A 24,229-nucleotide genomic window follows, 5' to 3' on the forward strand; every position below is an offset into this window, starting at 1 on the left:
CCTGCCCGGGGGCGCTCACCGGACGCTCACCGTGCCCTCACCGTGTCGTCACCGGCTATCGAGCGCAGCGGTGAGGCGGCCACGACCTCCTCGGGGACCCCGGCCAGGACGCACGCCTCCACGATGCCCAGCCGCGCCCCCTCGTCCTTGACGCGCGCGTACCGCTGCTCGCCGAGCACCGCGCGCGCGGTCGCGGCGGCCCGCGCCACCTCGGGGTCCGCGGATTCGGTGCCGCGGATGCCGGCCGCCACCCCCAGCAGCCGCGCCGCCAGCTCCGCCGCCGGCGGCGAGGTGTCCGTCTCCAGCGCGGCCAGCGCCTCGATCGGCCGGGCGCACTCCGGTACCGCGCCCACCAGGAGCGACACCTCCACAGCCTCGACGTACGCGGCCCTGGCCGCCTCCGGGTCGCCCTCGGCCCGCGCGAGTTTCCCCATGCCGACCAGCAGCCGCGCCCTGCTGCCCGAGCTCTTGAGCCACTGCGGATCGGCCAGCCGCAACGCCTGCTCGTAGAGCCCGCGCGCCCCCGCCAGATCCCCCTCCGCGTACGCGGCGTCGCCGAGCCCGCGCAGCGCCGACGCCACATAGGTCGGCAGTCCCACCCGCCGCGCCACCTCGGCGGCCCGCTCGTAGTCGGCCCTGGCTCCGGCCGGATCGTCGCGGATGCGGTAGTCGCCCCGGTTGCACAGCAGATCGGCGAGGTCCTCGGCGGCCCCGAGCTGTTCGGCCAGCGCCACCGACTCCTCGATGCGGGCCAGCGCGGTGGCGTCGTCGCCGCGCACGCTCGCCATCCACGCGAGCGCGTCGAGCACCAGCGCCGCCCCCCACCGGTCGCCCAGGGCCCGGAAGACCTCCAGCGCCGCGCCCAGCCCCTCCTCGGCCGCGCCGAAGTCCGCCGCCGCCATCTGCGGGTACGCCCACACCAGCCCGGCGACGGCCCGCTCCCACGGATCCGGGCTGGCGGCGGCCTGCCGGATCACCGCCATCGTCACCTGCGGATCCCTGCTCCCGGCGGCGACCATCGGCCACAGGAACGCCAGCAACGGCCGGCGCCGTCCCCGTTCCTGGCCGGCCACCATCGTCTCGGCCGCCCGCTCCCAGGAGTCGCGGACGACCGTCGTGCGGCTGCCGCTCGCCGCCGTCAGCAGGCACAGCACGTAGTCGTCGCCCAGCCCGGGATCGGGGACGTCACCGGCGGCCTCCAGCAGGGCGAGCGCGGGACCGGCACCGGCGCCCCGCATGCCGCGCATCCACAGATAGGACGACATCGCCCCCAGCAGACGCATCCCTGTCGCCACCTCGCCCGCCTCGACGGCCCACCCCAGCGCCGCCAGCAGGTTGTCGTGCTCGGCCGCCAGCCGCTCCAGCCAGCCGAGCTGCCCGTCGCGCCGCAGGTGCGCGTCGGCCTCCTCGGCCAGGGCCAGGAAGTGATCCGCGTGCGCCCGGCGTACGGCGGGAGCCTCGCCGGCGAGCCGTTCGGCGCAGAAGGCGCGGATGGTGTCCAACATCCGGTATCGGCCACCGGTGACCTCGACGAACGACTTGTCCGCCAGCGAGCCGAGCAGTTCCTCGGCTTCGGGCAGCGCGCAGACGTGGGCCGCCGCCCCGGCCGTCGCGCCGCCCGAGAAGACCGTCAGGCGGCCGGCCATCGCCTGCTCGTCCGCGGTGAGCAGGTCCCAGCTCCAGGCGACGACGGCGCGCAGCGTCTGGTGGCGGGCGTCGGCGGTGCGGCTGCCCCGCGACAGCAGGCGGAAGCGGTCGTCGTGGGCGAGCCGCCCGGCCAGCTCCGCCGGCTCGTGCGTCCGGGTGCGGGCCGCCGCCAGCTCGAGCGCCAGCGGCAGCCCGTCGAGCGCGGCGCAGATCCGCGCCACCGCCTCGCCGGGCGCGAACCCCGGCCGGACCGCCGACGCCCGGTCGGTGAACAGCCGTACGGCGTCGCCGGGCGCCAGCGGCCGCACCGGCCACAGGTGCTCGGCCGTGACGTTGAGCGGTTCCCGGGTGGTGGCCAGGACCCGCAGCCCGGGGCAGGCGGCCAGCAGCCGTTCGGCCAGCGCGGCTGCGGCGTCCACGAGGTGCTCGCAGTTGTCGAGCACGAGCAGCACCGGCCGTTCGCCGATCACCTGGGTCAGGCGGCTCTCGTCGGCGGGGCCGCCGGGCCGTACCGGGCCGAGCAGGCCGTTCTCCCGGACGCCGAGCGCGGTGAGCACCGTGCGGGCGATGGCGCCGCCGTCGGTGAGCGGGGCCAGCGAGGCCAGGCACACGTCCTCGTACGACCGGGCCACCTCCACCGCCAGCCGGGTCTTGCCCGCGCCGCCCGGCCCGAGCAGCGTCACCAGCCGCGTCTCCCCGAGCAGCGATCGCACCGCCGCCACATCGCGATCCCGCCCGACGAAGCTGGTCAAAGGCGCAGGAAGCGCTTGCCGGACAACCGGCCCACCGGACAGGGCGGAGACGGGCGGTGGAGGGTCGCCGTCCAGGAGGGATCGGTGCAGGCGGGCCAGGCCGGGGGACGGGTCGGCGCCGAGCTCTTCGGCCAGCAGGCGGCGGGCGCGCTCGAACGCCACCAGCGCCTCGGCCTGCCTGCCCTCGGCGTGCAGCGCGCGCATGAGCTGCCCGCGCAGCCGCTCGCGCAACGGGTGGCGCTCGATCAGCTCACCCAGCTCCGGGATCACCTCCTGCGCGGCGCCGCGCAGGAGGTCGGCCTCGATCCGGTCCTCAAGCGCCTCCAGCCGGCGCTCCTCCAGGGCGGTGCCGTACGCGGGGTCGAGGTCGGCGACGGCGGGCCCGCGCCAGAGGGACAGCCCCTCCCGCAGCAGCCCCCCAGCGAGCCCGGGATCAGTGAGGAGCGCCTGCCGGCCCTCGGCGGCCAGGCGGAGGAAGCGGTGCGCGTCGACGTCGTCAGGGCCGGCCGCCAGCCGGTAACCGGAGGCCGACAGCTCCACGGTGACGCCGTGGCCCCGCAGCCTGGACACCTGGGACTGCAGGGCGTGCCGGATATTCCCGGGCGGGCGCTCGCCGTACAGGATGTCGATCAGCCGTTCCCGCCTCACGACCTGGCCCGGGGTGAGCAGCAGGCAGGTCAGCAACGCGCGCCGGGCGGGCCCGCCGAGCGGGACCTCGGAGCCGTCCGCGCGCCAGGCGCGGGTGCTGCCGAGGATGCCGAAACGCATGGGACCACCTTAGGAGGCGTGAGCCGGGTCCCGCCCGTGGCGGGCCGTCTCAGCCCTTCCTGACCGCCTCGCCCACCTGGGCCGGCGAGGTGCGCCAGGGGGCGCCGTGGCCCGGGAGGACCCAGGACGCCGACAGCCCGGCGATCCGGTCGAGGGAGGAGAGCGCTTCGTCCGGGTGGTCGGTGAAGGGCGCGGGCTGCGGGCCTTCACGCCCGGTGAGGACGTGCCGGGTGGTCAGGGCGTCGCCGACGAAGACCGCGTCGGCGATCGGGACGTGCACCGCCACGCTTCCCGGCGAGTGTCCAGGCATGCCCACGATGACGGGGTTCCCGGGCAGGTCCAGGACGTCACCGTCGCTGATCTCGGTGACCTCGCTGACGTAGCGGGTGCGCAGGCCGTTCTTGCGGATGGAGTAGCCGAAGAAGCCGAGTGTCGGGCCGAGGCGCATGGGTCCGAAAGCGACCTTGGGCTTTTCTCCCGTGCGGGTGCGGACGGCGTCGCCGGCGTGCACGAACACCGGCACGCCGTGGTCGGCGCGCAGGCGTTCGGCGAAGCCGATGTGGTCGGAGTCGCCGTGGGTCAGGACGAGGCCGCGGATGTCGTCGGCGGACTTGCCCAGGGAGCGGAGTTCGTCCTGCAGATCCCGCCAGTGGCCGGGCAGCCCCGCGTCGATGAGCGTGATGCCGTCGGGGGTGTCGACGAGGTAGCACGCCACGAGATCATTACCGAGGCGGTGCAGGTGAGGAGCGAGTTTCATGCTGCTTCTTTCAGGGCCGTACGGGATCGCCGATAGCTAAGATAATTAGCTATGATGGCTAACGTCAATAGCTATCGTTGTGGAGACATACGATGCCGACCCCTGAGAAGACCTCGTTCGCCGAGATCGTCGCCGCGGGGCGCGAGCTGCTGGAGGCGGGCGGTCAGCAGGCGCTGACGATGCAGAGCGTCGCCGCGCGGGTGGGGGTGCGCGCCCCGTCCCTGTACAAGCACGTCGGCAACCGCGCGGCCCTGCTGACCGCCGTCGCCGAGGCCACGATCGACGACCTGATCGCCCGGCTGGAGTCGGCCGGCGGTTCTGTCGAGGGAGTGGCGCGCGGCTACCGGCGGTTCGCCCAGGCGTGGCCGGAGGGGTTCCGGCTGATGCTCTCCGCCGACGTGCCGCCCGAGATCCTGGCCCGTGCGGCCGCCCCGCTGCTGGAGGAGTCGAGAAGACTCGTCGGCGAACGGCGGGCGCTCGATGCGGCCCGCCTGGTGACGGCCTGGGCCACCGGCTTCATCGGGATGGAACTCAACGGCGCCTTCCGGCTCGGGGGCGACGTCGACGAGGCCTTCGAGTACGGCCTGGCCGCCATCCGCCGGGCGCTGGCGGACGGCCACTGAATCGCCTGCGGACGGCTCCCGCGTGCGGACGGCTACCTTAGGAGGCGTGAGCAAGATTCCCGCCGCCCCGGAGCCGCTGTCCGCCCAGGTGTTCGACAGTCACTGCCATCTCGACATCATGGTGGGCGACCGGCAGGCGTCGTCCGGCGACCCGGTGGCGCTGGCCGCGCAGGCGGCCGAGGCGAGCGTGCGGAGCATCCTGGACGACGCCAGGGCCGTGGGCGTGACGAGGCTGGTGACGATCGGCTACGACCTGCCGTCGTCGCGGTGGAACGCCGAGGTGGCCGCCGCGCACGAGGGCGTCTACGCCGGGGTGGCGGTGCACCCCAACGAGGCCCACGACGCCACCCCCGAGGTGCTGGCGGAGATCGAGGCGCTGGCCGGGCGGCCGGAGGTGCGGGCGGTGGGGGAGACCGGCCTCGACTACTTCCGTGACTGGGCCTCGAAGGCGGACCAGCACGCCAGCTTCCGCGCGCACGTCGAGATCGCCAGGCGCACGGGCAAGGCGCTGGTGATCCACGACCGCGACGCGCACGACGACGTGCTCAAGGTGCTGGCCGAGGCGGGCCCGCCGCCGGTGGTGGTGTTCCACAGCTTCTCCGGCGATGCCGAAATGGCCAAAAAGTGTGCCGAGGCCGGATATTTCATGTCGTTCTCCGGGCCGGTCACGTACAAGAACGCCGGCTACCTGCGGGAGGCCGCGCAGGTGGCCCCCGCCGAGCTGATGCTGGTCGAGACCGACGCCCCCTACCTGCCGCCGGTGCCGCACCGGGGCAGGCCCAACGCCCCCTACCTCATCCCGCTCACCCTGCGCTGCCTGGCGGAGGTCAAGGGCGTCCATCCGGACGCGCTGTGCGAGACCATCAGCGCCAACGGAGTCACGGTCTTCGGCGAGTGGTGACCATGTTTCGGTAGAGCCGCGGCGGCGGCGGTTCCGCCGTCACTACCGTCGGGCGCCTCAAGCTCAACCGGAGGTCGCCCGTGCGAGGAAAGCGGCGTGCCCCGCGTCCCAAGATCCCCTGGCGCTCGCCGTGGACGCCCGTGGTCTGCCTGGCGGGCCTGCTGTCCGCCGGCGCCATCGTGGTGATCGGCAACATGGCCAAGGACGTGGTGCTGGTGGTCGACGGCGAGCCGAGGGCCGTGCGGAGCTTCGCCTCCTCGGTCCTCGAACTGCTCGGCGATCACGGGGTCAAGATCGGGCGGGGCGACGTCGTACGGCCCGCCGCCCACGCGGAGGTCATCGACGGCGCGCGCATCGAGGTCCGGCGCGCCCGGCCGATCACGCTCACCGTCGACGGCCGCACCACGCAACGCGTCGTCACCGCCACCACCGTGCGCGGCGCGCTGGCCGAGCTGAAGATCCCGGCCGGCCGGCTGTCGGCCCCCCGACACCGGCACGTGCCGCTGTCGGGGATGGAGCTGACCGTCTACACCAAGCGCACCGTGTACGTGTTCGCCGGCGGCAGCACCCGCCAGGCCCGCACCACCGCCCGGACCGTGCGCGAGGTGCTCAAGCAGAGCGGCATCCCGCTGCAGCCCGGCTACCAGGTACGGCCGCCCGCCCACACGTTCCCGGCGGAAGGAACGGTCATCACGGTCCTGCCGCCGCGCACCGTGCCCGTCGGGCTGGAGGTCATGCGGCTGAACTGGGCGGCGCTGGCCCACTGCGAGTCACGCGGCAACCCCAAGGCGGTCAACCTGCACGGGCCGTACTACGGGCTTTACCAGTTCAGCCTGCCGATGTGGCAGCTCGTGGGCGGCACCGGCATGCCGCACGCCTGGCCCGCCGAGGAGCAGACGTACCGGGCGCAGCTCCTCTACCAGAAGGTCGCCGGCAAGTGGGAAGGCCAGTGGCCGAACTGCGGGGCGCACCTGTTCGGCTCGTCAGCCGGCCAGTGACACGCCGAAGTCGGTGCCCCGCGGCGGCCGGACCGTCTGCAGGCCGTCGGCGTTGCGTGCGGCGACCGCGACCGAACCGTACGGGGCGGCGTCCGGCTGGCCGGCGTACAGCTTGTTGCCGCTGAAGGCCAGCGCCCAGCCGGACAGCCCGCCGGCCGGCGCGAACCGCCGGTCGTCGGTGCCGCTGGCGGCGTCGACCACGCGCACGCCCCCGCCGTACGGCGCGCCGATGGCCAGCCTGCCGTCATCGGAGGCGGCCAGCGCGAACCCGAACGCCTCGTCGCCGCCCTGCCGCACCCGGGCCTTGGGGGCCAGCTTCTCGTCGTAGAGCTGCACGTACCCGGGCCCGGGCACGCCCACGGCCGGCCCCACGCCCTCGACCCAGGCCACCGCGTAGCCGAAGCGGTCGTTCGTGGCGTCGGTGGGGGAGTCGAGCTTGACCGTGCCGAGCCGCGCGGCCAGCACGTCCTCGACGACCACGACCGAGCCCGAGTCGACCTTGCCCTCGTCCACCTGCAGACCCGCGCCGTCGTCGTTCTCGTACGGCACGCCGACGACCAGGCCGTCGCCCGGCGCCATGGCCAGCGACCAGCCGAACTGGTCGCCCACCTCGCTGTTGCCCCGCACGTCCACCGACTGCTGGCTGATCCGGCGCAGCCCTCCGGCGCCCTTGCGGACGTAGACGGAGCCCGCGTCGGCGAGCGGCCCGTCGTCCTCGTACGGCGCGCCGATCGCCACCAGGTCGTCCCTGGCCGCCAGCGACCAGCCCAGCCGCGCGCCACGCTGCGGCCCCGGTGCCACCAGCCGTTGCGGGGCGGCCGCGCGCCCGCCGTAGACCACGTACGCCGCGCCCGCGTCGACGTTGCCCGCCACGTCCGTGTACGGGGCGCCCACGACCAGGTCGGCACAGGCGTCGGCGTCGACCTTGGCGAGCGCCACCGACCAGCCGAAACCGTCGCCCTCGGTCAGTCCCGGCACCTCCACGGGCACGAGCCTGCCGGCGGAGAGCACGTAGGCGGCTCCCCGCCGGTCCGCCGCGAACGGGTCGCCCACCGCCACGTCGTCCACCCCGTCGCCGTCGAAGTCGGCGGCCCCGCCGCAGGCCGACACGGTCGTCTGACCGGACAGCGGGGCGACCGCGAGCAACAGGGCCAGCAGGATCTTCACAGCCTGACCTCGATCTGGTCGCCGTCCTTGAGCATCGTCGCCGACAGGGCCACCGGCTTGCGGTAGAGCGGCAGGTCGAACACGAAAACGCCGTCGATCCGGTCACCCGGCGCGATGGCGGCGACCGGCAGCTTGCCGTCGAGCGGGTCGTGGCGGCCGCCCTGGTCGTCGCGGAGCGTGACCACCGGGTCGCCGATCTCCCGCAGTCGGCCGCCCGGGTTCAGCATGGTCCAGCGCAGCACGCAGAGCTGGCCCTGGGTCTGCGTCCTGCCGTCGTACTCCTTGAGCCCGCACTCCGGCGCGCTCGGCACGATCACCATCGGGTCGTCGAACTCCGCACCCAGCGTGAACCGGCGGCCCACGTCCCCGGCAGGCTGCCCGGCGGCGACCGGCGACGCGCTCGTGGCCGGCGCGCCGCCGCCGCGGCCGGACGTCGCGATCAGCACGCCGCCGGTGACGGCTATGGCCAGCAGGGCGGCCGCGGCGGCGATCAGCCACCGGGTGCCCCGAGGGCGCTGGTAGCCGGGATCGGTGGCCGTGTCGCTCGGCGGAAGCGTCTGCCCCGCAGGCACTACGGCCCCCACCTTCGCAACTCCGCCACCTGGGGGCCCCGCCGGCCGCACGTCCTTGAGCCGTGCCACCTCCGCGGCCCTGGCCGCCTCCTCCAGGCGGACGATCTCCTCCTGACGCGCGGCCTCCTGCCGCAGGGCCTGGCCCGGATCGGCCGGTTGCGCGGCGGTGGGCGGGTCGGGGCGGACGGCGGTTGTGTCGCTGGGGGGCGGTGTCGCGAAAGTTGCGGTGATGTCCGGCTCGTCCACCACGTTCTGCGGCGGCCGCCACTCGGTGAGCATCTCGGTCGCCACCAGCGTGGGCGGATTGGCCGGCGTGGGCGCGGCGCCTCCCACCAGGGCGAGCACCAGATCCTGCGCCGTGGGCCGCCGGGCCGGCTCCATGTCGGTAGCCAGCCGCACCAGCTCGTCCAGCGGCGCGGGCAGCGTACCGAGGTCGGGCTGCAGGTGCAGGACCCGGGTGGCGAGCGTGATCGGGTCACCCCGCCCGAACGGATGCCGCCCGTTGCCCGCGTATGCCACCAGGCAGCCCCACGCGAAGATGTCGGCCGCCGGGGTGACGCTCTGCCCGCGCACCTGCTCCGGCGCCCACCAGCCCGGACTGCCCAGCAGCTCGCCGGAGAGCGTGAACCCGGTCTCCCGGTCGAGCGCCCGCGCGATGCCGAAGTCGATCACCCTCGGCCCCGACAGGGACAGGATGACGTTGGCCGGCTTGAGATCGCGATGCACCAGCTCGGCGACGTGGATCGCGGCCAGCGCCGCCGCCACGCCCAGCGCCACGCCGTGCAGCGGCCCGGGGTCCAGGGCCCCGTACGTGGTGATCTGGTCGGAGAGGGGAGTTCCGGCGATGTATTCGGTCACCATGTACGGCCTGCCGTCGCCGGTGTTGCCGTTGTCCAGCACCTGGGCCGTGCAGAACGACGCGACGCGGCGCGCGTTGTCGACCTCGGCGTGGAAGCGGGCCGCGAACCCCTCCTGATTGGCGAACTCCGCCTTCACCACCTTGACCGCCACGAACCGCCCCGAGGGCGCCCGGGCCAGGAAAACGGTCCCCATGCCGCCCTCGCCCAGCCGTCCGAGCAGCCGGTACGGCCCGATCTCCCGCAGGTCCGTGGGGCGAAGCGGGGCGGCGCCCGTTGGCTCCATGAGGGACGTCCCTTCCTGTTCCACCCATCCTCCCCTCACCGGCCCCCGTTCGCCATCACAGGTTCTTCGATGCGGGAGACTGTATGGATGATGAGGCTGCTGGGCCCCGCAGAAATACGTATTTTGGCGAACAAGCTAGATCTGCGGCCCACCAAAAAGCTAGGCCAGAACTTCGTGATCGACGCCGGGACCGTCCGGCGGATCGTCCGCGTGGCCGAGGTCACGGCCGACGACGTGGTCATCGAGGTGGGCCCCGGCCTCGGCTCCCTCACGCTCGCGCTGCTGCCCGAGGCCCGCCACGTGGTGGCCGTCGAGATCGACCCGGTCCTGGCCGGGCAGCTTCCGCTCACCGTCGCCGAACGCGGCCTTTCGGACAGGCTCACCGTCGTGGGCGCCGACGCGATGAAGATCACCGAAGCCGATCTCGCCGGCTTCGCGCCCACCGCCCTGGTCGCCAACCTGCCCTACAACGTGGCCGTCCCGGTGGTGCTGCACCTGCTGGAGGTGCTGCCCTCGCTGCGCAAGGGGCTCATCATGGTGCAGCTGGAGGTCGCCGACCGGCTCGCCGCCGCACCGGGCTCCAAGGTGTACGGGGTGCCGTCGGTCAAGGCGGCCTGGTACGCCGACGTGCGCAGGGCGGGGCCGGTGGGGCGCACGGTGTTCTGGCCGGTGCCGAACGTGGATTCCGGGCTGGTCTCACTCGCGCGCCGCGAGCCGCCGGCCACCACGGCGTCGCGGGAAGAGGTGTTCGCGGTGATCGACGCCGCCTTCGCGCAGCGCCGCAAGACGCTCCGCGCGGCCCTGGCCGGCTGGGCGGGCAGCCCCCCGCTGGCGGAGACGGCGCTGCGGGCGGCCGGCGTCGACCCCTCGGCGCGGGGCGAGCAGCTCGACGTCGAGGCGTTCGCCCGCATCGCGGAGCACCGCCCTTAGGACGCTGTCCACAGCTTTCGCGCCTCCGCGGCGGCTTGTCCACAGAACCGGGTTCGGCTCGATGGCGCCCCGGGCCGCCGGACGATCCTGGGGCCTCCTCGTTCGACGACAGGAGGCTGACCATGAGCGTTCCGACGCGGCCCAAGACCGGCGGCACCCCCGCCACCACCCCAGTCCCAACCGCACCGACCGCACCGACCGCACCGACCGCGCCGACCGGTGTCGCCAGTGCGGGGCCGGCTGCTCTGGCGGCGCTGGCGGGGCCGGCTGCTCTGGCGGCGCTGGCGGCGTTGGCCGCGATGGCCGTTCTGCCCGCGCCGGCCTCGGCGTCCGTGCCGGGCGATACGTGCCCGACCGCCGTCGCCTGCGCGGTCATCCGCCTGAAACCCGGCGCGCCCACCACCAAGGGCGCCATCGCCGCGGCCGCTGCCCTGGGCCGGCTCGGCACCCCCTTCTCCTGGGGCGGCGGCTCCCCGTCCGGCCCCACCAGAGGCATCGGCAGGGGCGCGTCGACGGTCGGCTTCGACTGCAGCGGCCTGACCCTGTACGCGTGGGCCCGCGCGGGCGTCCGCCTCGGCCACTACACCGGCAGCCAGTTCCGCCAGGGCCGCCGCGTCCCGCTGACGGCCCTGCGCGAGGGTGACCTCCTCTTCTTCGGCGGCGGCACCGGCGACCCCACCCACGTCGGCCTCTACGTCCGGGGCGGCGTCATGGTCCACGCCCCGAAGACCGGCGACGTGGTCAAGACCACCCGCTTCCTCGACAACCCCTACTTCCGCGCCACCTACCGGGGAGCCGTCCGCCCGGGCTGACGATCCGCCGGCCGCCCCGCGCAAGCCTCGACCAGCGCCCCGACCAGGGGCGCCAGCACATCCCGGTCCTCCGCCCGCGCGGGCTCGTACTCGGTGATCCCCAGCCCGGCCACCGGATGCCGCTCCGCGACCGCCCGCACCATGCTCAGCAGTTCCCCGGGCAGCAACCCGTCCGGCACCGGCGATCCCACACTCCCGAATACCGCCGGATCCAGCACATCGAGGTCGACATGCACGTACACCACCTTGTCCTCGCCGACGGCGTCCATCAGCGCCCGCACGTCGGCTCCCCGCACATGCCGCACACCCGTCGCCCTGACCCACTCCGTCTCTCCCGCGTCCAGCTCGCGCACCCCGGCGAGCACGATCTGCCCCGGGTCCAGCGGCTGCGCGGCCACGAGGCCCGCCGGCCCCTCCCCGGCGAGGGCGCGCAGCACCATCCCGTGAAACGCCCCCGACGGCGACGACTCAGGGGTGTTCAGGTCGCCATGCGCGTCGAACCACACCACCACGAGCCGATCGCCGTGCGCGCGCCGTGCCGCCTCGACCGGGGCGAGCTCGACCCCGCAGTCACCTCCGGCGACCACCACCAGGCCCGCCTCACCCGGGCCGCCCGCCGGCGGGAGTGCCGCGCGCACCCGGGCGGCCGTCTCGACCAGGTCGTCGTCCACCACGTCCACCCGCACCCGCGCGTCGGCCGCGACCATTTCGGCCAGCAGCCGCGCGCCCTCACGCAGCCGCTCCGCCGTCGGCGCCCCGGACCCCCGCCATTGCGGCACCTCGACAACGGTCACACCACTCATAGCGCACACTCCTCGCAACTCACCTGCGGACGGCACCATCATGCCTCCCTGCGTCGCGGGTGTCTGACCTCCGGGTATGCCGCTCCCGCGCCGGCGAATCCCGGACGGCGCCGTGGGGCGTCCCCGACCCCGCTAACATCGAGTGTCCTCGCCCCGACGGTAGTGAAAGTGGCAGCAGAATCCATGAGTTCGGTGACCGTACGGGTGCCCGCGAAGGTCAACGTGCAGCTTTCCGTCGGCCCGCTCCGCGAGGACGGCTACCACGACCTGGTCAACGTCTTCCACGCCGTCTCGATCTTCGATGAGGTGGTGGCGAGCGAGTCGGAGACCGTGAGCGTCTCGGTGACCGGCGAGTGGGCCGACCGGGTCCCGGTGGACGAGGACAACCTCGCCGTCCGCGCGGCCCGCGCCCTCGCCAAGCACGGCGGCCGCACCTACGGCGTCGACCTCGTCATCCACAAGTCCATCCCGGTGGCGGGCGGCATGGCCGGCGGCAGCGCCGACGCGGCAGGGGCGTTGCTGGCCTGCAACGAGCTGTGGGGCCTGGGCCTGCCACGCGAAGACCTCATGGAGATCGGCGCCGACCTGGGCAGCGACGTGCCGTTCGCCCTCATGGGCGGCACCGCGGTCGGCACCGGCCGGGGCGAGCGCCTCGCCCCGCTCACCACCCGCGGCGCCTTCCACTGGACCTTCGCGATCGCCGACGGCGGCCTGTCGACCCCCACCGTCTACGCCGAGTGCGACCGGCTCCGCGCCGCCGAGTCGTCGGAGATCCCCTGGCCGGAGGTCGACCCCGACCTCATGGAGGCGCTGCGCACCGGTGACCCGCACGGCCTCGCCCTGCACCTCACCAACGACCTCCAGCCCGCCGCCCTGACCCTGCGGCCCTCCCTGGCCACCACCCTCGCCGCGGGCCATGCCGCGGGCGCCCTCGCCGCGCTGGTCTCCGGCTCCGGGCCCACCTGCGCCTTCCTGGCCGCCGACGCCGCCCACGCGACCCGCCTGGCCCAGGCCCTCTCCCAGACCAAGGGCATCCACGCCGCCATCCCCACCTCCGGCCCCGCCCCAGGCGCCAGACTCATCTGACGGCTGCGCCGTCTGACGGCTGCGCCGGCCGGACATCGGTAGTGGTCGGGCGGGTGAGTCCGTCTGGTGTCGTCGCCCTGCCCGGCGCCCTGCCTGTCGCCTTGGCCGTCGCCTTGGCCGACCCGGTGCCGGATCGGGCGTACGCACGGGGCCGGCGGGCGGAGTCTCGCGCTCCCGGTGAGCCGATACGCTTGGAGGACGATGAACCTGGTCAATCTCGAGTCAGTCTCCCACGCCTACGGGCCCAAACCGCTGCTCAGCGAGGTCTCCCTCGGGGTCGAGGCAGGCGAACGCATCGGCGTCGTGGGCCGCAACGGCGGCGGCAAGACCACGCTGCTCAGCGTGATCGCCGGAGACGTCCGGCCCGACAGCGGGCGCGTGACGCACACCCGGGGCCTGAGGGTCGGCTTCCTGTCGCAACAGGACCTGCTCGACCCCTCACACAGCGTGCGTGAGACCGTGCTGGGCGAGCTGGCCGAGCACGAGTGGGCCGGCGACCAGCGGGTCCGCGAGATCCTCGGCAACCTGATCGGCGACCTCGACCTCGACGCCAAGGCCGGCGACCTGTCCGGCGGCGAGCGCAGGCGCACGGCGCTGGCCCGGCTGCTGATCGGCGAGCACGACCTGATCATGCTGGACGAGCCCACCAACCACCTCGACATCGAGGCCATCGCCTGGCTGGCCGCCCATCTGGCTGGCCGCAAGAGCGCGCTGGTGGTGGTGACGCACGACCGGTGGTTCCTCGACGCGGTCTCCACCCGCACGTGGGAGGTCGTCGACGGCAAGGTCGAGCGCTACGAGGGCGGATACGCCGCGTACGTGCTGGCCAAGGCCGAGCGGGCGCGCATCGCCCAGGCCGCCGAGGAACGCCGCCAGAACCTCATGCGCAAGGAGATCGCCTGGCTGCGCCGCGGCCCGCCCGCGCGCACGTCCAAGCCCAAGTTCCGGATCGATGCGGCGCAGGCGCTGATCGCCAACGAGCCGCCGCCTCGTGAGAGCGTCGAGCTCATGCGGTTCGCCGCCGCGCGCCTCGGCAAGACCGTCTACGACCTGGAAGACGTCACGCTGCACGCCGGCGGTCCCGACGCCGGGCCGCAGGTGCTCGATCACTGCACCTGGCAGTTCGGCCCCGGCGACCGGATCGGCCTGATCGGCGTCAACGGCTCCGGCAAGTCGTCGGTGCTGCGCCTGCTCGCCGACACGATCAAGCCCGATGCGGGCCGGGTCGTGCGCGGCAAGACCGTACGGCTCGCGCACCTGTCCCAGGAGCTCGCCGAGCTCGACCCGACGCGCCGGGTGCTGGAAACCGTCGAGTCCGTGCGCAAGTACATCCAGGTCGGCAAGAAGGAGTGGACGGCCTCCCAACTGCTCGAACGCCTCGGCTTCAAGGGCGAGGCGCAGTGGAAGGTGGTCGGCGACCTGTCCGGCGGCGAGCGCAGGCGGCTGCAGCTGCTGCGCCTGCTCATGGACGACCCCAACGTGCTGCTGCTCGACGAGCCAACCAACGACCTCGACATCGAGACGCTGAACGAGCTCGAAGACCTGCTCGACGCCTGGCCCGGCACGCTGATCCTGGTCACCCACGACCGCTACTTCCTGGAGCGGGTCACCGACCGGTGCGTGGCGCTGCTGGGCGACGGGCGGCTGTCGTTCCTGCCGGGCGGCGTGGACGAATACCTCGAACGCCGGGCCGCGGGGACCGCCGTGACGGCCCGCGTCGCAGGCACCACCGGCCAGCCGGCCGTCCAGTCCGCCAACCAGACCGCCCAGCCGGCGCCCCAAACGGCGTCCTCCTCCTCCGACACCGCCACGGGCCTGTCGGCCAAGGAGGAACGCGAGCTGCGCAAGGAGCTCAACCGCCTGGAACGCCAGCTCGACAAGCTCAGCGGCCAGGAGGCCAAGCTGCACGCCGCCATGGCGGAGGCGGCCAGCGACTACGCCAAGCTCGGCTCCCTCGACGCCCAGCTCCGTGACATCCACACCCAGAAGGACACCGTCGAAGCCGAGTGGCTCGACCTCGCCGACCGCCTCGGCGACTAGCTGTATCGACCACGAGCGCAGTCCCCCGGGCCCCGGGACACCCCCGGGCGCCGGCCCACCCCAGGCCCTCCCACGGCGGTCGCTCCTGCGGGCGTCCGGCTCGGGCGTTCAGCTCGGGCGTCCGGTTCGGGCGTCCGGTTCGGGCGTCCGGTTCGGGCCTTCGGCTCGGGCGGCCGCCTCGGGGTGTCGCCTCTGCGGGCGTCCACCTTGAGGCGCCGCCTCTGCAGGGTTCCTCTGCTGGTCGCGGGCACGGTGGTAACCGTGACGGGCTGGTGGTGGCGGCTTCACGGCCGTCCATCGGCGGGCGGTCCATCAGCGGGCGGTCCATCAGCGGGCGGTCCATCAGCGGGCGGTCCACTCGCGGGCGGTGCATCCGTGGGTGGTCCATCCGTGGGCGGTGCGTGGGCAATCCACCCGCAGGTGGACCATCCGTGGGCGGTTCACCCGCGGGTGGACCATTCGTGGGCGGGGCACTCGTGGGCGGTCCCTCCGTGGGGGCGGGCGTCCCCGTAGCCGTGTGGGCGCGGGCGTTCTTCGCGGAGGTGTCCGCGCCGGCGTTCAGCCGGGGTGCGGACGTCTTTCGCGGCAGGGTTCCCTCTGGGGGTGAGTCGTGGGGTCTGGGGATGGAACGGGGGGAGGATGCCGTGGTCAACGTCGCCTGACCGGTCGAGCGGTGGAGCGCGCGGTCGCGGGAAAGGCCCGGAGGCGGCGAACGGGCGCCGGGCCGCCACAGGGGTCGCGCTCGGAGGGGGCCGGAAGCGGTAACCCAGCTGCGGTCAGCCCGGGCAGGCCGAGGACGTTCGCGCGCCGGGCGCATCACCGGCCACGAACCGGGGAGCGGTCAGGAGTCGAACGGGGCGAGGAGGGTGCGCAGGAGGGCGGCGAGGGTTTGCTGGTCGGCCGGGGCGAGGGAGCACAGCAGGTCGCGCTCGCGGCGCAGCAGGTCGGAGAAGGCCGCGTCGACGCGGGCGAGGCCGGGGTCCGTGAGGGAGACGAGGACGCCGCGCCGGTCCTCGGGGTCGGGCCGGCGGCGGACGAGGCCGGCCTGGGCGAGGCGGTCGATGCGGTTGGTCATGGTGCCGGAGGTGACGAGCGTGGCGCGCAGCAGGGCGCCGGGGCTGAGCTCGTACGGCTTGCCGGCCCGCCGCAGGGCGGTCAGCACGTCGAACTCCCAGGACTCCAGGTCATGTTCGCCGAAGGCGGCCCGTCGCGCCCGGTCGAGATGTTTGGCCAGCCTGGACACCCGCGAGAGCACCTGCAGCGGCTCGACGTCGAGGTCGGGGCGCTCGGCTCGCCACGCCGCGACGAGACGGTCGACCTCGTCCTGCGCATCGTGCGTCATGACACGAGTGTACTGTCTTGACATCGAGATACATATCTCGATACCAATTATCTTCATGTCAAGAGATATGTGGGACCCGGCGACGTACGACAGGTACGCCGACGAGCGGTCGCGGCCGTTCTTCGAGCTGCTCGCCAGAGTACGGGCCGACAGCCCCGATTATGTCGTGGACGCCGGCTGCGGCACCGGCGAACTGACCATCGAGCTCGCCCGGCGCTGGCCGGAGGCGGAGGTGGACGGCTTCGACTCCTCACCGAACATGATCGCCAGAGCTCGCGCCCTCGGCGACGCCACGCCCCGCTTCACCGTCGCCGACGTGACCACCTGGCATCCCGACCGCCCCGTGGACGTGCTGGTCTCCAACGCCGTCCTGCAGTGGGTCCCGGAGCACCGCGACCTCGTCGAACGCTGGGTCGAGGCGCTGAGCCCCGGCGGCTGGCTGGCCTTCCAGGTCCCCGGCAACTACCACGCCCCCAGCCACGCGGTCATCCGTGAGCTGTGCGCCTCGAAGACATGGGCGGACCGGCTCGGCGACTACGACAGGGGCGACCCGGTCGGCACCGCCGTCGACTACGCCGACCTGCTGAGCGGCTGCCGGGTGGACGCCTGGGAGACGACGTACGTGCACATCCTCCAGGGCGAGACCCCGGTGCTCGACTGGGTGTCCGGCACCGCGCTGCGCCCGATCCTCGACAGGCTGCGCCCGGACGAGGCCAGGCGCTTCAGCGCCGAGCTCGCCGAGTTGCTGGCCGCCGCCTACCCCGCGAGGGAGTACGGCACGCCCTTCCCGTTCCGCCGGATCTTCGTGGTGGCCCAGAAATGATCACAGCGCTGCACCACGTCCAGCTCGCCGCGCCGGCGGGCAGCGAGCCCGAGCTGAGGGCGTTCTACGAGGGGGTGCTCGGCCTGCGGGAGGTGCCCAAGCCGCCGGAACTGGCCAAGCGCGGCGGCGTCTGGTTCCGCGGCGAGGGCGTGGAGGTGCATCTCGGCATCGAGGAGGACTTCAGGCCGGCCCGCAAGGCGCACCCGGCGTTCCTGGTGTCAGACCTGGACGCGCTGGCGGCCAGGCTGCCCGGCGCGGTGCCTGACGAACTGTTCCCCGGCTATCGGCGCATCTACGTCCCGGACCCGGTGGGCAACAGGATCGAGCTGCTCCAGGCCCGGTGATGTTCATTTCGGGGTGACATCATGGTCCGGAAAATCGGATTTTTGCGAGGTGTCGTGAGCATCGAGATCGAGGACAAGTTCGACGTTCCCCCCGGCTTCGAGGTGCCGGACCTGACCGGTCTGGCGGAGGTCGTCGGCCCGAAATCCTTCCAGCTCGTCGCTCTCTACTACGACACGTCCGATCTGCGGCTGGCGTCCAGGGGCGTCACGCTCCGGCGCAGGCGGGGCGGCGCCGACCCCGGCTGGCACCTGAAGCTGCCCAAGGCCAAGGGGGTGCGCCAGGAGATCACCCACCCGCTGACCCGCAGCACCAAGACCGTCCCCCAGGAGCTGGCGGAGCTGGTCCGCGCCTACACGAGGGGCGCCGAGCTCCGGATCGTCGCCGAGCTCGACACGCGCCGGAGCATCACGGTCCTGCACGACGGCGGGACCAAGCTCGTCGAGATCGCCGACGACCGGGTCAAGGGCACCGTGTTCGGCGGCGACGGCGACACCGTCACCCGCTGGCGCGAGGTCGAGGCCGAGCTGCTGGAGGGCGACGCGAAACTGCTGGCCAAGGTCGGCAAACGGCTGACGAAGGCGGGCGCCACGCCGTCGGCGGCCTCCAGCAAGCTGGCCAAGCTCCTCAGCCCGCCGCCGGTGCCGCGCGCGAACCTGGAGCCGGGCACCGCCGGTCACGCCGTCGCCGGCTATCTGGCAGGCCACGTGGCGGCGCTGCTCTCCCAGGACCCCCGCGTGCGACGGGCCGAGGACGACGCCGTGCACCGGATGCGCGTCGCCGCGCGCAGACTGCGCAGCGCGCTCAAGGCGTTCAAACCGGTCGTCCGGGGCACGGCCGAGCTGCGGGAGGAGCTGCGCCGGCTCGGCGAGGTGCTCGGCGAGGCTCGCGACCTGGAGGTGACCAGGGCCAGGTTCGCCGCCGCGCTGGACCGGCTGCCCCCCGAGCTGGTCACCGGCCCCATCCGCGTCCGCCTCGGCGACGACCTGCTCGAACGCGAGGCGGAGGCGTACGGGCGCATCCGCGAAGAGCTCAGCGGCGAGCGCTACTACCTGCTGCTGAACGCGCTCGACGAGCTCGTGGCCGCGCCCCGCCTGACCAAGGCCGCCGCCGAGCCAGCGGACCGGCTCAGGGACGTGGCCGAGACCGGTTGGGGCCGGGTTACCGGGGCGTACGAGACCGCGCGGGCCATCGCGGACCCGCAGGCGCGCGAGCTGGCCATGCACGACGTGCGCAAGGCCGCCAAGCGTGCCCGCTACACCGCCGAGGCGCTGCGGGGCCCGCTCGGCAAGTCGATGGCCAAGCTCGCCAAGCTGGCGGAGGCCGTACAGGAGGTGCTGGGCACGCACCAGGACGGCGTCGTCGCGCAGGAGACGCTCGCCCGGGAGGCGCGGGCGGCCAGGGAAGCCGGCGAGGACACGTTCACGTACGGGCTGCTCGCCGGCCTGGAACGGGCGGCCGCCGAGCGGGCGCACGCGGAGTTCCCCCGGGTGTGGGCGGAGACGACGGAGGCCGCCGGGAAGCTCACGTCACGTAGCGCTCCAAGCTGACCACCCGCTCGCCCAGCCGGTGCAGCACGGCGAACGCGCCCTTGCGCAGGTGCACGTCCGCGCCGCTGAGCGAGGCGATCAGGTGCGGCAGCACCTTGCCGTGACTGCACACGACGGCGGGCGCGGTCAGCTCGCCGGCCAGCGCGGGGGTCTTGCGCGGGTCCTGGCTCTCCTCGCTGAGGAGCGCGTCGCGGGCGATGTCCATGCCGTACGGTTCCAGCGTCTGGACACAGCGCAGGCTGGGAGAGCTCAGCAGGATCGCCGGCCGGTAGGCGGGCAGGACGGTGGCCAGCGTCGCGGCCTGGGCCAGGCCGTCGGGGTCGAGCGGCCGCCGGGCGTCGTCGCCCTCCCACGCCTGGCGGGAGCCCGCCGAGCCGTGCCGCACCAGGACGAGCGGGACCGTGGCCAGCGGCGCGGCGCGGAGCGCGCGCAGCAGGTCCGCGTCCCGTGCGTAGGTCAGCAGGTCACGTGCCCGATCCAGCGGCAGCCAGCGCAGCTCGTCCACCTCCTCGCCGGGCGTGAACGGGGCCTCGGCCGCCACCCGGCCGGCCCAGTAGTCGACCCGCTTGTGCCGGGCCCCGTGCAGGTAGTGGACCGGAGGCAGGGCGCGGTCGAGCGTCACGGTCAGCCCGGTCTCCTCGCGCACCTCGCGCAGCGCGGCGGCGATCACGTGCTCGCCGGACTTGAGCTTGCCCTTGGGGAAGGTCCAGTCGTCGTAGCGCGGGCGGCGGACGACGGCCACCTCGGGGGAGCGCTCGTCACCGCGCCACACGACGGCTCCGGCCGCCCGGAGCGGGTCAGTCGTCAATGGTCCTCCAGCGGCGCGTGGCGATCAGGCGGCTCTGCAGGTCGTCGCCCTGGTGGCGGACCCAGGCGCCGTCGGACCCGAGCCACCAGGTGCTCGTGGTCTCGGCCATGGCCTGGTCCATCAGCTCGATCAGGTACGCCTTGTGCTGCGGCGAGGTGACCTTGACCAGGGCCTCCACCCGGCGGTCCAGGTTGCGCCGCATCAGGTCCGCGCTGCCGATCCACACCTCGGGCCGCCTGCCCAGGCCGAACTCGTACACCCGGGAGTGCTCCAGGAAGCGTCCCAGCACCGAGCGGACGCGGATCGTCTCCGACAGGCCCGGGATGCCGGGCCGCAGGGTGCACACGCCGCGCACCCACAGGTCCACCGGCACGCCGGCCCGCGACGCGCGGTAGAGGGCGTCGATGATCGGCTCGTCCACCAGCGAGTTCGTCTTGATCCTGATCCGCGCCGGGCGGCCGGCCTGCTGGTGGGCGATCTCCCGCTCGATCCTGGCCAGCAGCCCGCCGCGCAGCGAGTGCGGCGCGACCAGCAGCCTGCGGTAGGCGGAGTGGTTGGAGTAGCCGGTCAGGTGGATGAACAGGTCCGTGACGTCCTCGCCGACCAGCGGGTCCGCGGTGAGCAGGCCGAAGTCCTCGTAATGCCGGGCGGTCTTGGGGTTGTAGTTGCCGGTGCCGATGTGGCAGTAGCGGCGCAGCTCGCCGGACGCCTCCTGCCGGACGACGAGCGCGAGCTTGCAGTGCGTCTTGAGCCCGACCACGCCGTAGACCACGTGGCAGCCGGCCCGCTCCAGCTTGCGCGCCCAGGAGATGTTCGCGTGCTCGTCGAACCTGGCCTTGATCTCCACCACGACCACGACCTGCTTGCCCGCCTCGGCCGCGTCGATGAGCGCGTCCACGATGGGGGAGTCGCCGCTGGTACGGTAGAGCGTCTGCTTGATCGCCAGCACCCTCGGGTCGGCGGAGGCCACCTCGATGAACCGCTGCACGCTGGTCGCGAACGAGTCGTACGGGTGGTGCAGCAGCACGTCGCGCTCGCGCAGCACCGCGAACAGGTCGTCGGCGGAGCTGATCGCCTCGGCCGGCACGAACGGCCGGTAGCCGAGCTCGCCGCGGTCCAGGTCGGCGATCGCGTGCAGTCCGGTCAGGTCGAGCGGCCCGGCGATCCGGTAGATCTCGTGCGGGGCCAGCTCCAGCTCCTCCACCAGCAGGTCGAGCACCTCCTGGGTGATGGTGTCCTCGACCTCCAGCCGCACCGGCGGCCCGAACCTGCGCCGCCGCAGCTCCTTCTCCAGGGCCTGCATGAGGTTCTCGGTGACGTCCTCGTCGACTTCGAGGTCCTCGTTCCTGGTCACCCGGAAGACGTGGTGCTGGACGATCTCCATGCCCTTGAAGAGCTGCCCCAGGTGCGCCGCGATGACGTCTTCCAGCGGTACGAACCGGTCCTTCGACGCCGTCACGAACCGGGGCAGCTGCGAGGGCACCTTGACCCGGGCGAACACGGTGTGATCGCTGGCCGGGTTGCGCACCACCACGGCCAAATTCAGGCTCAACCCTGAAATGTACGGAAACGGGTGGGCGGGGTCGACGGCCAGGGGCGTCAGGACCGGCCGGATCCGCTCACGGAAGAGTTTGCGCAGCTCGGTGCGCTCCTCGCGGCCCAGCTCGTCCCAGCGGACGATCTCGATGCCCTCGGTCGCGAGCTGCGGGCGGATGTGCTGGTGGAAGCTCGCCGCGTGCCGTCTGGCCAGATCGTCGGCGATGGTCGCGATCCGGGCCAGCTCCTCGCTCGGCTTCAGCCCGCTCTTGGTGCGCAGCAGCAGGCCGGTCGCCATGCGCCGCTTGAGGCCGGCCACCCGGACACGGAAGAACTCGTCCAGGTTGCTGGCGAAGATCGCCAGGAAGCGGACCCGCTCCAGCAGGGGCAGCGACGCGTCCTCGGCCAGCTCCAGGACCCGTTCGTTGAACTGCAGCCAGCTCTCCTCGCGATTGAGGAACCTCTCCTGTGGCAGGGGTAGATCGTTACCGGAATGCAGCAGTTCAGCGGACATACGTGGAATATGCCCGGTCCGGTTGAACAGAACGTTAACTTCCCCGCAACGACTTATTCGCTCTGCTCGCCCTGGCCCAGCCGGGCCGCCAGCTCGGCCAGCCTGGCCTCGCGCTGGCGCAGCTTGTCCTCGCGCTCGCGAGCCTTCTCGGACTCCTTCAGCAGCCGCTCGCGCTCCTTCTCGGCCTCCTTGAGCAGCCGCTCGCGCTCCTTCAGCTCACGCGCCCTGGCCTTCTCCGCCTCGCGCAGCTCGCGCTGGCGGACCTTCTCGGCCTCCTTGAGCTCGCGCTCACGCGCCTTCTCCAGCTCACGCAGCTCCTTCTCGCTGGTGCGCGGCACGACGGCGGCCTGGGTCCGGGTGGCCAGGGTGATCGTGGGCTGCGGGTTGAGCCCGGTCAGGCCGTTCCAGGCCAGGTTGACCAGGTGCGCCGCGACCTCCTCGCGGCCCGGCTTGCGTACGTCCAGCCACCACTGGCCGGTCAGCGCCACCATGCCGACCAGCATCTGGGCGTACATCGGGGCGAGCTTGGGGTCGTAGCCCCGGCCCACGAACTCGTCGGCCAGCACGTCCTCCACCTGGCTCGCGATCTCGCTGATCAGGCTGGCGAACGTGCCGGTGCCCGACGCGGCGTGCGAGTCGCGGACCAGGATGCGGAAGCCCTCGCTGCTCTCCTCGATGTACTGGAGCAGGGCCAGCGCGGCACGCTCCAGCTTGACCAGCGAGTGGGTGGCCGAGAGCGCCTCGGTGATCATGACCAGGAGCTTCTGCATCTCGCGGTCGACGACCACCGCGTAGACGCCCTCCTTGCCGCCGAAGTGCTCGTAGACCACCGGCTTGGAGACCTGTGCCGTGGCGGCGATCTCCTCGATGGAGGTCCCGTCGAACCCCTTCTCCGCGAACAGGGTGCGACTGATCAGTATCAGTTGCTCCCTTCGTTCTCTTCCGGTCATGCGCCTGCGAGATCGGGATTCGGTCACACTCTCCATAATGGCGTGCTGTCAGGAGATTCTCTTCGCCGCCAGGCGCTCGGCAGTGGGCCAGCGGACGTCGTGCGCCCAGCCGAGCCGTTCGAAGATCCGGATGAGGCCGGCGCTCAGGTCGATCTGGCCCTTGAGCGCGCCGTGCCTGGCGCAGGTCGGGTCGGAGTGGTGCAGGTTGTGCCAGGACTCGCCGAACGACGGGATGGCCAGCCACCACACGTTGCGCGACTTGTCGCGCACCTGGAAGTCCTCCTCGCCGAACACGTGGCAGATCGAGTTGATCGACCAGGTGACGTGGTGCAGCAGGCCGATGCGCACCAGCGAGCCCCAGAACAGCGCGGTCAGCGCGCCCTGCCAGGACCAGGTGACGAGCCCGCCGATGACGCCCGGCAGCAGGATCGAGGTGAGGGCGAGCGCGCCGAACCACCGGTGCAGCTTCATCACGTCCGGGTCCCTGACGAGGTCCGGGGCGTACTTCTCACGGTTGACCCGCTCGGCGTCGAACAGCCAGCCCATGTGCGCGTAGAGCAGGCCCTTGGACATGGCCTTGAAGCCGGGGCCGAAGCGCCACGGCGAGTGCGGGTCGCCCTCCTTGTCGGAGAACTTGTGGTGCTTGCGGTGGGTGGCGACCCAGTCGAGCACCGACATCTCCAGCGAGAGACTGCCCGCGATGCCCATGGCGATCTTGAGCGGGCGCTTGGCCTTGAACGAGCCGTGGGTGAAGTAGCGGTGCAGTCCGACCGTGACGCCGAGGCCGGAGACGACGTAGAAGACGGCCGCGATCACCACGTCGCTCCAGCCGATGAGCCCCCATCCCCACGCGACCGGCACGGCGACGGCGATCGCGATCAACGGGAGACCGACGACCAGCGCGAACGTCAGCAGTTCCGCCTTGGTGCGCGGTTCGGGTTCGAAGTCGGGCTTCGGTCCAGGGGTGGAGCGTTCGGCGAGAACGGTCATGGGCTGCCTCTCACGAGCTGTTTGCGGAGATTGTCCTGGCTACGCAAACGTAACCTACGCCATCGTAAGTAAGGAAGCCCTAAGGAGCGATGTGTGTTTCGCAACGGGCTGCCCAACGACATGCGTGGGTTCCATGGCTTGCGGCTTTTGGGACGGTCTGTTATGCCGCTTCACTGCCCAGGGATCGCGCTCGCAGTCCGATCGGGGACGAATATGGGCGCGGAATCGGTATCGTAGGGGGTGCGTCGGACGCCACGGTGTCCGATTAATCCCGGATCGTCTAATCGGCAGGACAAGTGGTTTTGGTCCACTTTGTAGGGGTTCGAGTCCTCTTCCGGGAGCCTTTCGGGTGTCCCCCCTCGCGAGAGAGCCCAG

Annotated in this window: 20 protein-coding genes and 1 tRNA gene; 11 read left to right on the plus strand and 10 right to left on the minus strand. The window is 72.8% G+C overall.

Annotated elements, in window-relative coordinates:
- Positions 1–26: 26 nt before the first annotated feature.
- Positions 27–3,167 carry a BTAD domain-containing putative transcriptional regulator gene (locus tag ADY59_RS02735; RefSeq protein WP_049557145.1) on the minus strand — a complete coding sequence of 1,047 codons (3,141 nt, stop codon included), beginning with the start codon at positions 3,165–3,167 and terminating at the stop codon, positions 27–29.
- A gap of 49 nt (positions 3,168–3,216) precedes the next feature.
- Complete coding sequence (locus ADY59_RS02740; RefSeq protein WP_049557146.1) at positions 3,217–3,924, minus strand: MBL fold metallo-hydrolase; 708 nt, start codon at positions 3,922–3,924, stop codon at positions 3,217–3,219.
- Between the two features lie 92 nt (positions 3,925–4,016).
- Between ADY59_RS02740 and ADY59_RS02745 the strand changes: the two genes are divergently transcribed.
- The 3 genes from ADY59_RS02745 to ADY59_RS02755 all read left to right on the plus strand — a co-directional run bounded on the left by ADY59_RS02745 (position 4,017) and on the right by ADY59_RS02755 (position 6,446).
- Positions 4,017–4,547, plus strand: coding sequence for a TetR/AcrR family transcriptional regulator (locus ADY59_RS02745; protein WP_049557148.1), 531 nt, complete (start codon positions 4,017–4,019; stop codon positions 4,545–4,547).
- A gap of 46 nt (positions 4,548–4,593) precedes the next feature.
- Complete coding sequence (locus ADY59_RS02750) at positions 4,594–5,448, plus strand: TatD family hydrolase (protein WP_049557150.1); 855 nt, start codon at positions 4,594–4,596, stop codon at positions 5,446–5,448.
- A gap of 80 nt (positions 5,449–5,528) precedes the next feature.
- The gene (locus tag ADY59_RS02755; RefSeq protein ID WP_156325254.1) at positions 5,529–6,446 is read left to right on the plus strand and encodes a resuscitation-promoting factor; all 918 of its coding nucleotides are present in this window, start codon (positions 5,529–5,531) and stop codon (positions 6,444–6,446) included.
- On the opposite strand, the gene ADY59_RS02760 is transcribed toward ADY59_RS02755, so the two are convergent.
- Together ADY59_RS02760 and ADY59_RS51010 are read right to left on the minus strand one after the other, a co-directional pair.
- Positions 6,432–7,613, minus strand: a complete 1,182-nt coding sequence (locus tag ADY59_RS02760) for an FG-GAP repeat protein (protein WP_049557154.1) — start codon at positions 7,611–7,613, stop codon at positions 6,432–6,434. The two genes, ADY59_RS02755 and ADY59_RS02760, sit on opposite strands and share 15 nt — an antisense overlap.
- Positions 7,610–9,328, minus strand: coding sequence for a serine/threonine-protein kinase (locus ADY59_RS51010; protein ID WP_053174397.1), 1,719 nt, complete (start codon positions 9,326–9,328; stop codon positions 7,610–7,612). The genes ADY59_RS02760 and ADY59_RS51010 overlap by 4 nt, the downstream gene beginning before the upstream one ends.
- Positions 9,329–9,418: 90 nt before the next feature.
- On the opposite strand from ADY59_RS51010, the gene rsmA reads away from it, so the two are divergent.
- Together rsmA and ADY59_RS02775 are read left to right on the plus strand one after the other, a co-directional pair.
- Positions 9,419–10,258 (plus strand): 16S rRNA (adenine(1518)-N(6)/adenine(1519)-N(6))-dimethyltransferase RsmA, encoded by an 840-nt coding sequence (gene rsmA, locus ADY59_RS02770; protein ID WP_156325260.1) that lies wholly within the window; start codon positions 9,419–9,421, stop codon positions 10,256–10,258.
- Between the two features lie 122 nt (positions 10,259–10,380).
- Positions 10,381–11,070 carry an NlpC/P60 family protein gene (locus ADY59_RS02775; protein WP_082309799.1) on the plus strand — a complete coding sequence of 230 codons (690 nt, stop codon included), beginning with the start codon at positions 10,381–10,383 and terminating at the stop codon, positions 11,068–11,070.
- Here ADY59_RS02775 and ADY59_RS02780 read toward each other — a convergent pair.
- On the minus strand, positions 11,043–11,873 hold the full coding sequence (locus tag ADY59_RS02780) for an arginase family protein (protein WP_063780536.1): 831 nt from the start codon (positions 11,871–11,873) through the stop codon (positions 11,043–11,045). The two genes, ADY59_RS02775 and ADY59_RS02780, sit on opposite strands and share 28 nt — an antisense overlap.
- A 183-nt stretch (positions 11,874–12,056) precedes the next feature.
- On the opposite strand from ADY59_RS02780, the gene ADY59_RS02785 reads away from it, so the two are divergent.
- Both ADY59_RS02785 and ADY59_RS02790 read left to right on the plus strand, forming a co-directional pair.
- Positions 12,057–12,959 (plus strand): 4-(cytidine 5'-diphospho)-2-C-methyl-D-erythritol kinase, encoded by a 903-nt coding sequence (locus ADY59_RS02785; RefSeq protein ID WP_049557158.1) that lies wholly within the window; start codon positions 12,057–12,059, stop codon positions 12,957–12,959.
- 201 nt (positions 12,960–13,160) lie between these two features.
- Complete coding sequence (locus ADY59_RS02790) at positions 13,161–14,999, plus strand: ABC-F family ATP-binding cassette domain-containing protein (protein WP_049557159.1); 1,839 nt, start codon at positions 13,161–13,163, stop codon at positions 14,997–14,999.
- Positions 15,000–15,840: 841 nt separating this feature from the next.
- On the opposite strand, the gene ADY59_RS02800 is transcribed toward ADY59_RS02790, so the two are convergent.
- Complete coding sequence (locus tag ADY59_RS02800) at positions 15,841–16,341, minus strand: MarR family winged helix-turn-helix transcriptional regulator (protein WP_049557162.1); 501 nt, start codon at positions 16,339–16,341, stop codon at positions 15,841–15,843.
- 55 nt (positions 16,342–16,396) lie between these two features.
- Between ADY59_RS02800 and ADY59_RS02805 the strand changes: the two genes are divergently transcribed.
- Genes ADY59_RS02805 through ADY59_RS02815 form a run of 3 tightly spaced genes read left to right on the plus strand, consistent with a single transcriptional unit; the run spans position 16,397 to position 19,056 of the window.
- Entirely contained in the window at positions 16,397–17,164 is a 768-nt protein-coding gene (locus tag ADY59_RS02805; protein WP_231618506.1) for a trans-aconitate 2-methyltransferase, read from the plus strand.
- Positions 17,161–17,508 carry a glyoxalase gene (locus ADY59_RS02810; RefSeq protein WP_049557164.1) on the plus strand — a complete coding sequence of 116 codons (348 nt, stop codon included), beginning with the start codon at positions 17,161–17,163 and terminating at the stop codon, positions 17,506–17,508. The genes ADY59_RS02805 and ADY59_RS02810 overlap by 4 nt, the downstream gene beginning before the upstream one ends.
- Before the next feature lie 54 nt (positions 17,509–17,562).
- Positions 17,563–19,056 (plus strand): CYTH and CHAD domain-containing protein, encoded by a 1,494-nt coding sequence (locus ADY59_RS02815; RefSeq protein WP_049557165.1) that lies wholly within the window; start codon positions 17,563–17,565, stop codon positions 19,054–19,056.
- Here the strand turns inward: ADY59_RS02815 and ADY59_RS02820 are convergent.
- The 4 genes from ADY59_RS02820 to ADY59_RS02835 are packed head-to-tail and all read right to left on the minus strand — an operon-like array spanning position 19,031 to position 23,854.
- Complete coding sequence (locus ADY59_RS02820) at positions 19,031–19,864, minus strand: NUDIX hydrolase (RefSeq protein WP_049557166.1); 834 nt, start codon at positions 19,862–19,864, stop codon at positions 19,031–19,033. The two genes, ADY59_RS02815 and ADY59_RS02820, sit on opposite strands and share 26 nt — an antisense overlap.
- Positions 19,854–21,914 carry an RNA degradosome polyphosphate kinase gene (locus tag ADY59_RS02825; protein ID WP_049557168.1) on the minus strand — a complete coding sequence of 687 codons (2,061 nt, stop codon included), beginning with the start codon at positions 21,912–21,914 and terminating at the stop codon, positions 19,854–19,856. Before ADY59_RS02825 ends, ADY59_RS02820 begins: the two co-directional genes overlap by 11 nt.
- Before the next feature lie 53 nt (positions 21,915–21,967).
- Positions 21,968–22,864, minus strand: coding sequence for a TetR/AcrR family transcriptional regulator (locus ADY59_RS02830; RefSeq protein ID WP_197093400.1), 897 nt, complete (start codon positions 22,862–22,864; stop codon positions 21,968–21,970).
- 48 nt (positions 22,865–22,912) lie between these two features.
- Entirely contained in the window at positions 22,913–23,854 is a 942-nt protein-coding gene (locus ADY59_RS02835) for an acyl-CoA desaturase (RefSeq protein ID WP_049557172.1), read from the minus strand.
- Positions 23,855–24,123: 269 nt separating this feature from the next.
- On the opposite strand from ADY59_RS02835, the gene ADY59_RS02840 reads away from it, so the two are divergent.
- Positions 24,124–24,195, plus strand: a tRNA-Gln gene (locus ADY59_RS02840).
- Positions 24,196–24,229: the final 34 nt, after the last annotated feature.

The organism is Nonomuraea sp. SBT364, from assembly GCF_001083785.1.
Lineage (GTDB): Bacteria > Actinomycetota > Actinomycetes > Streptosporangiales > Streptosporangiaceae > Nonomuraea.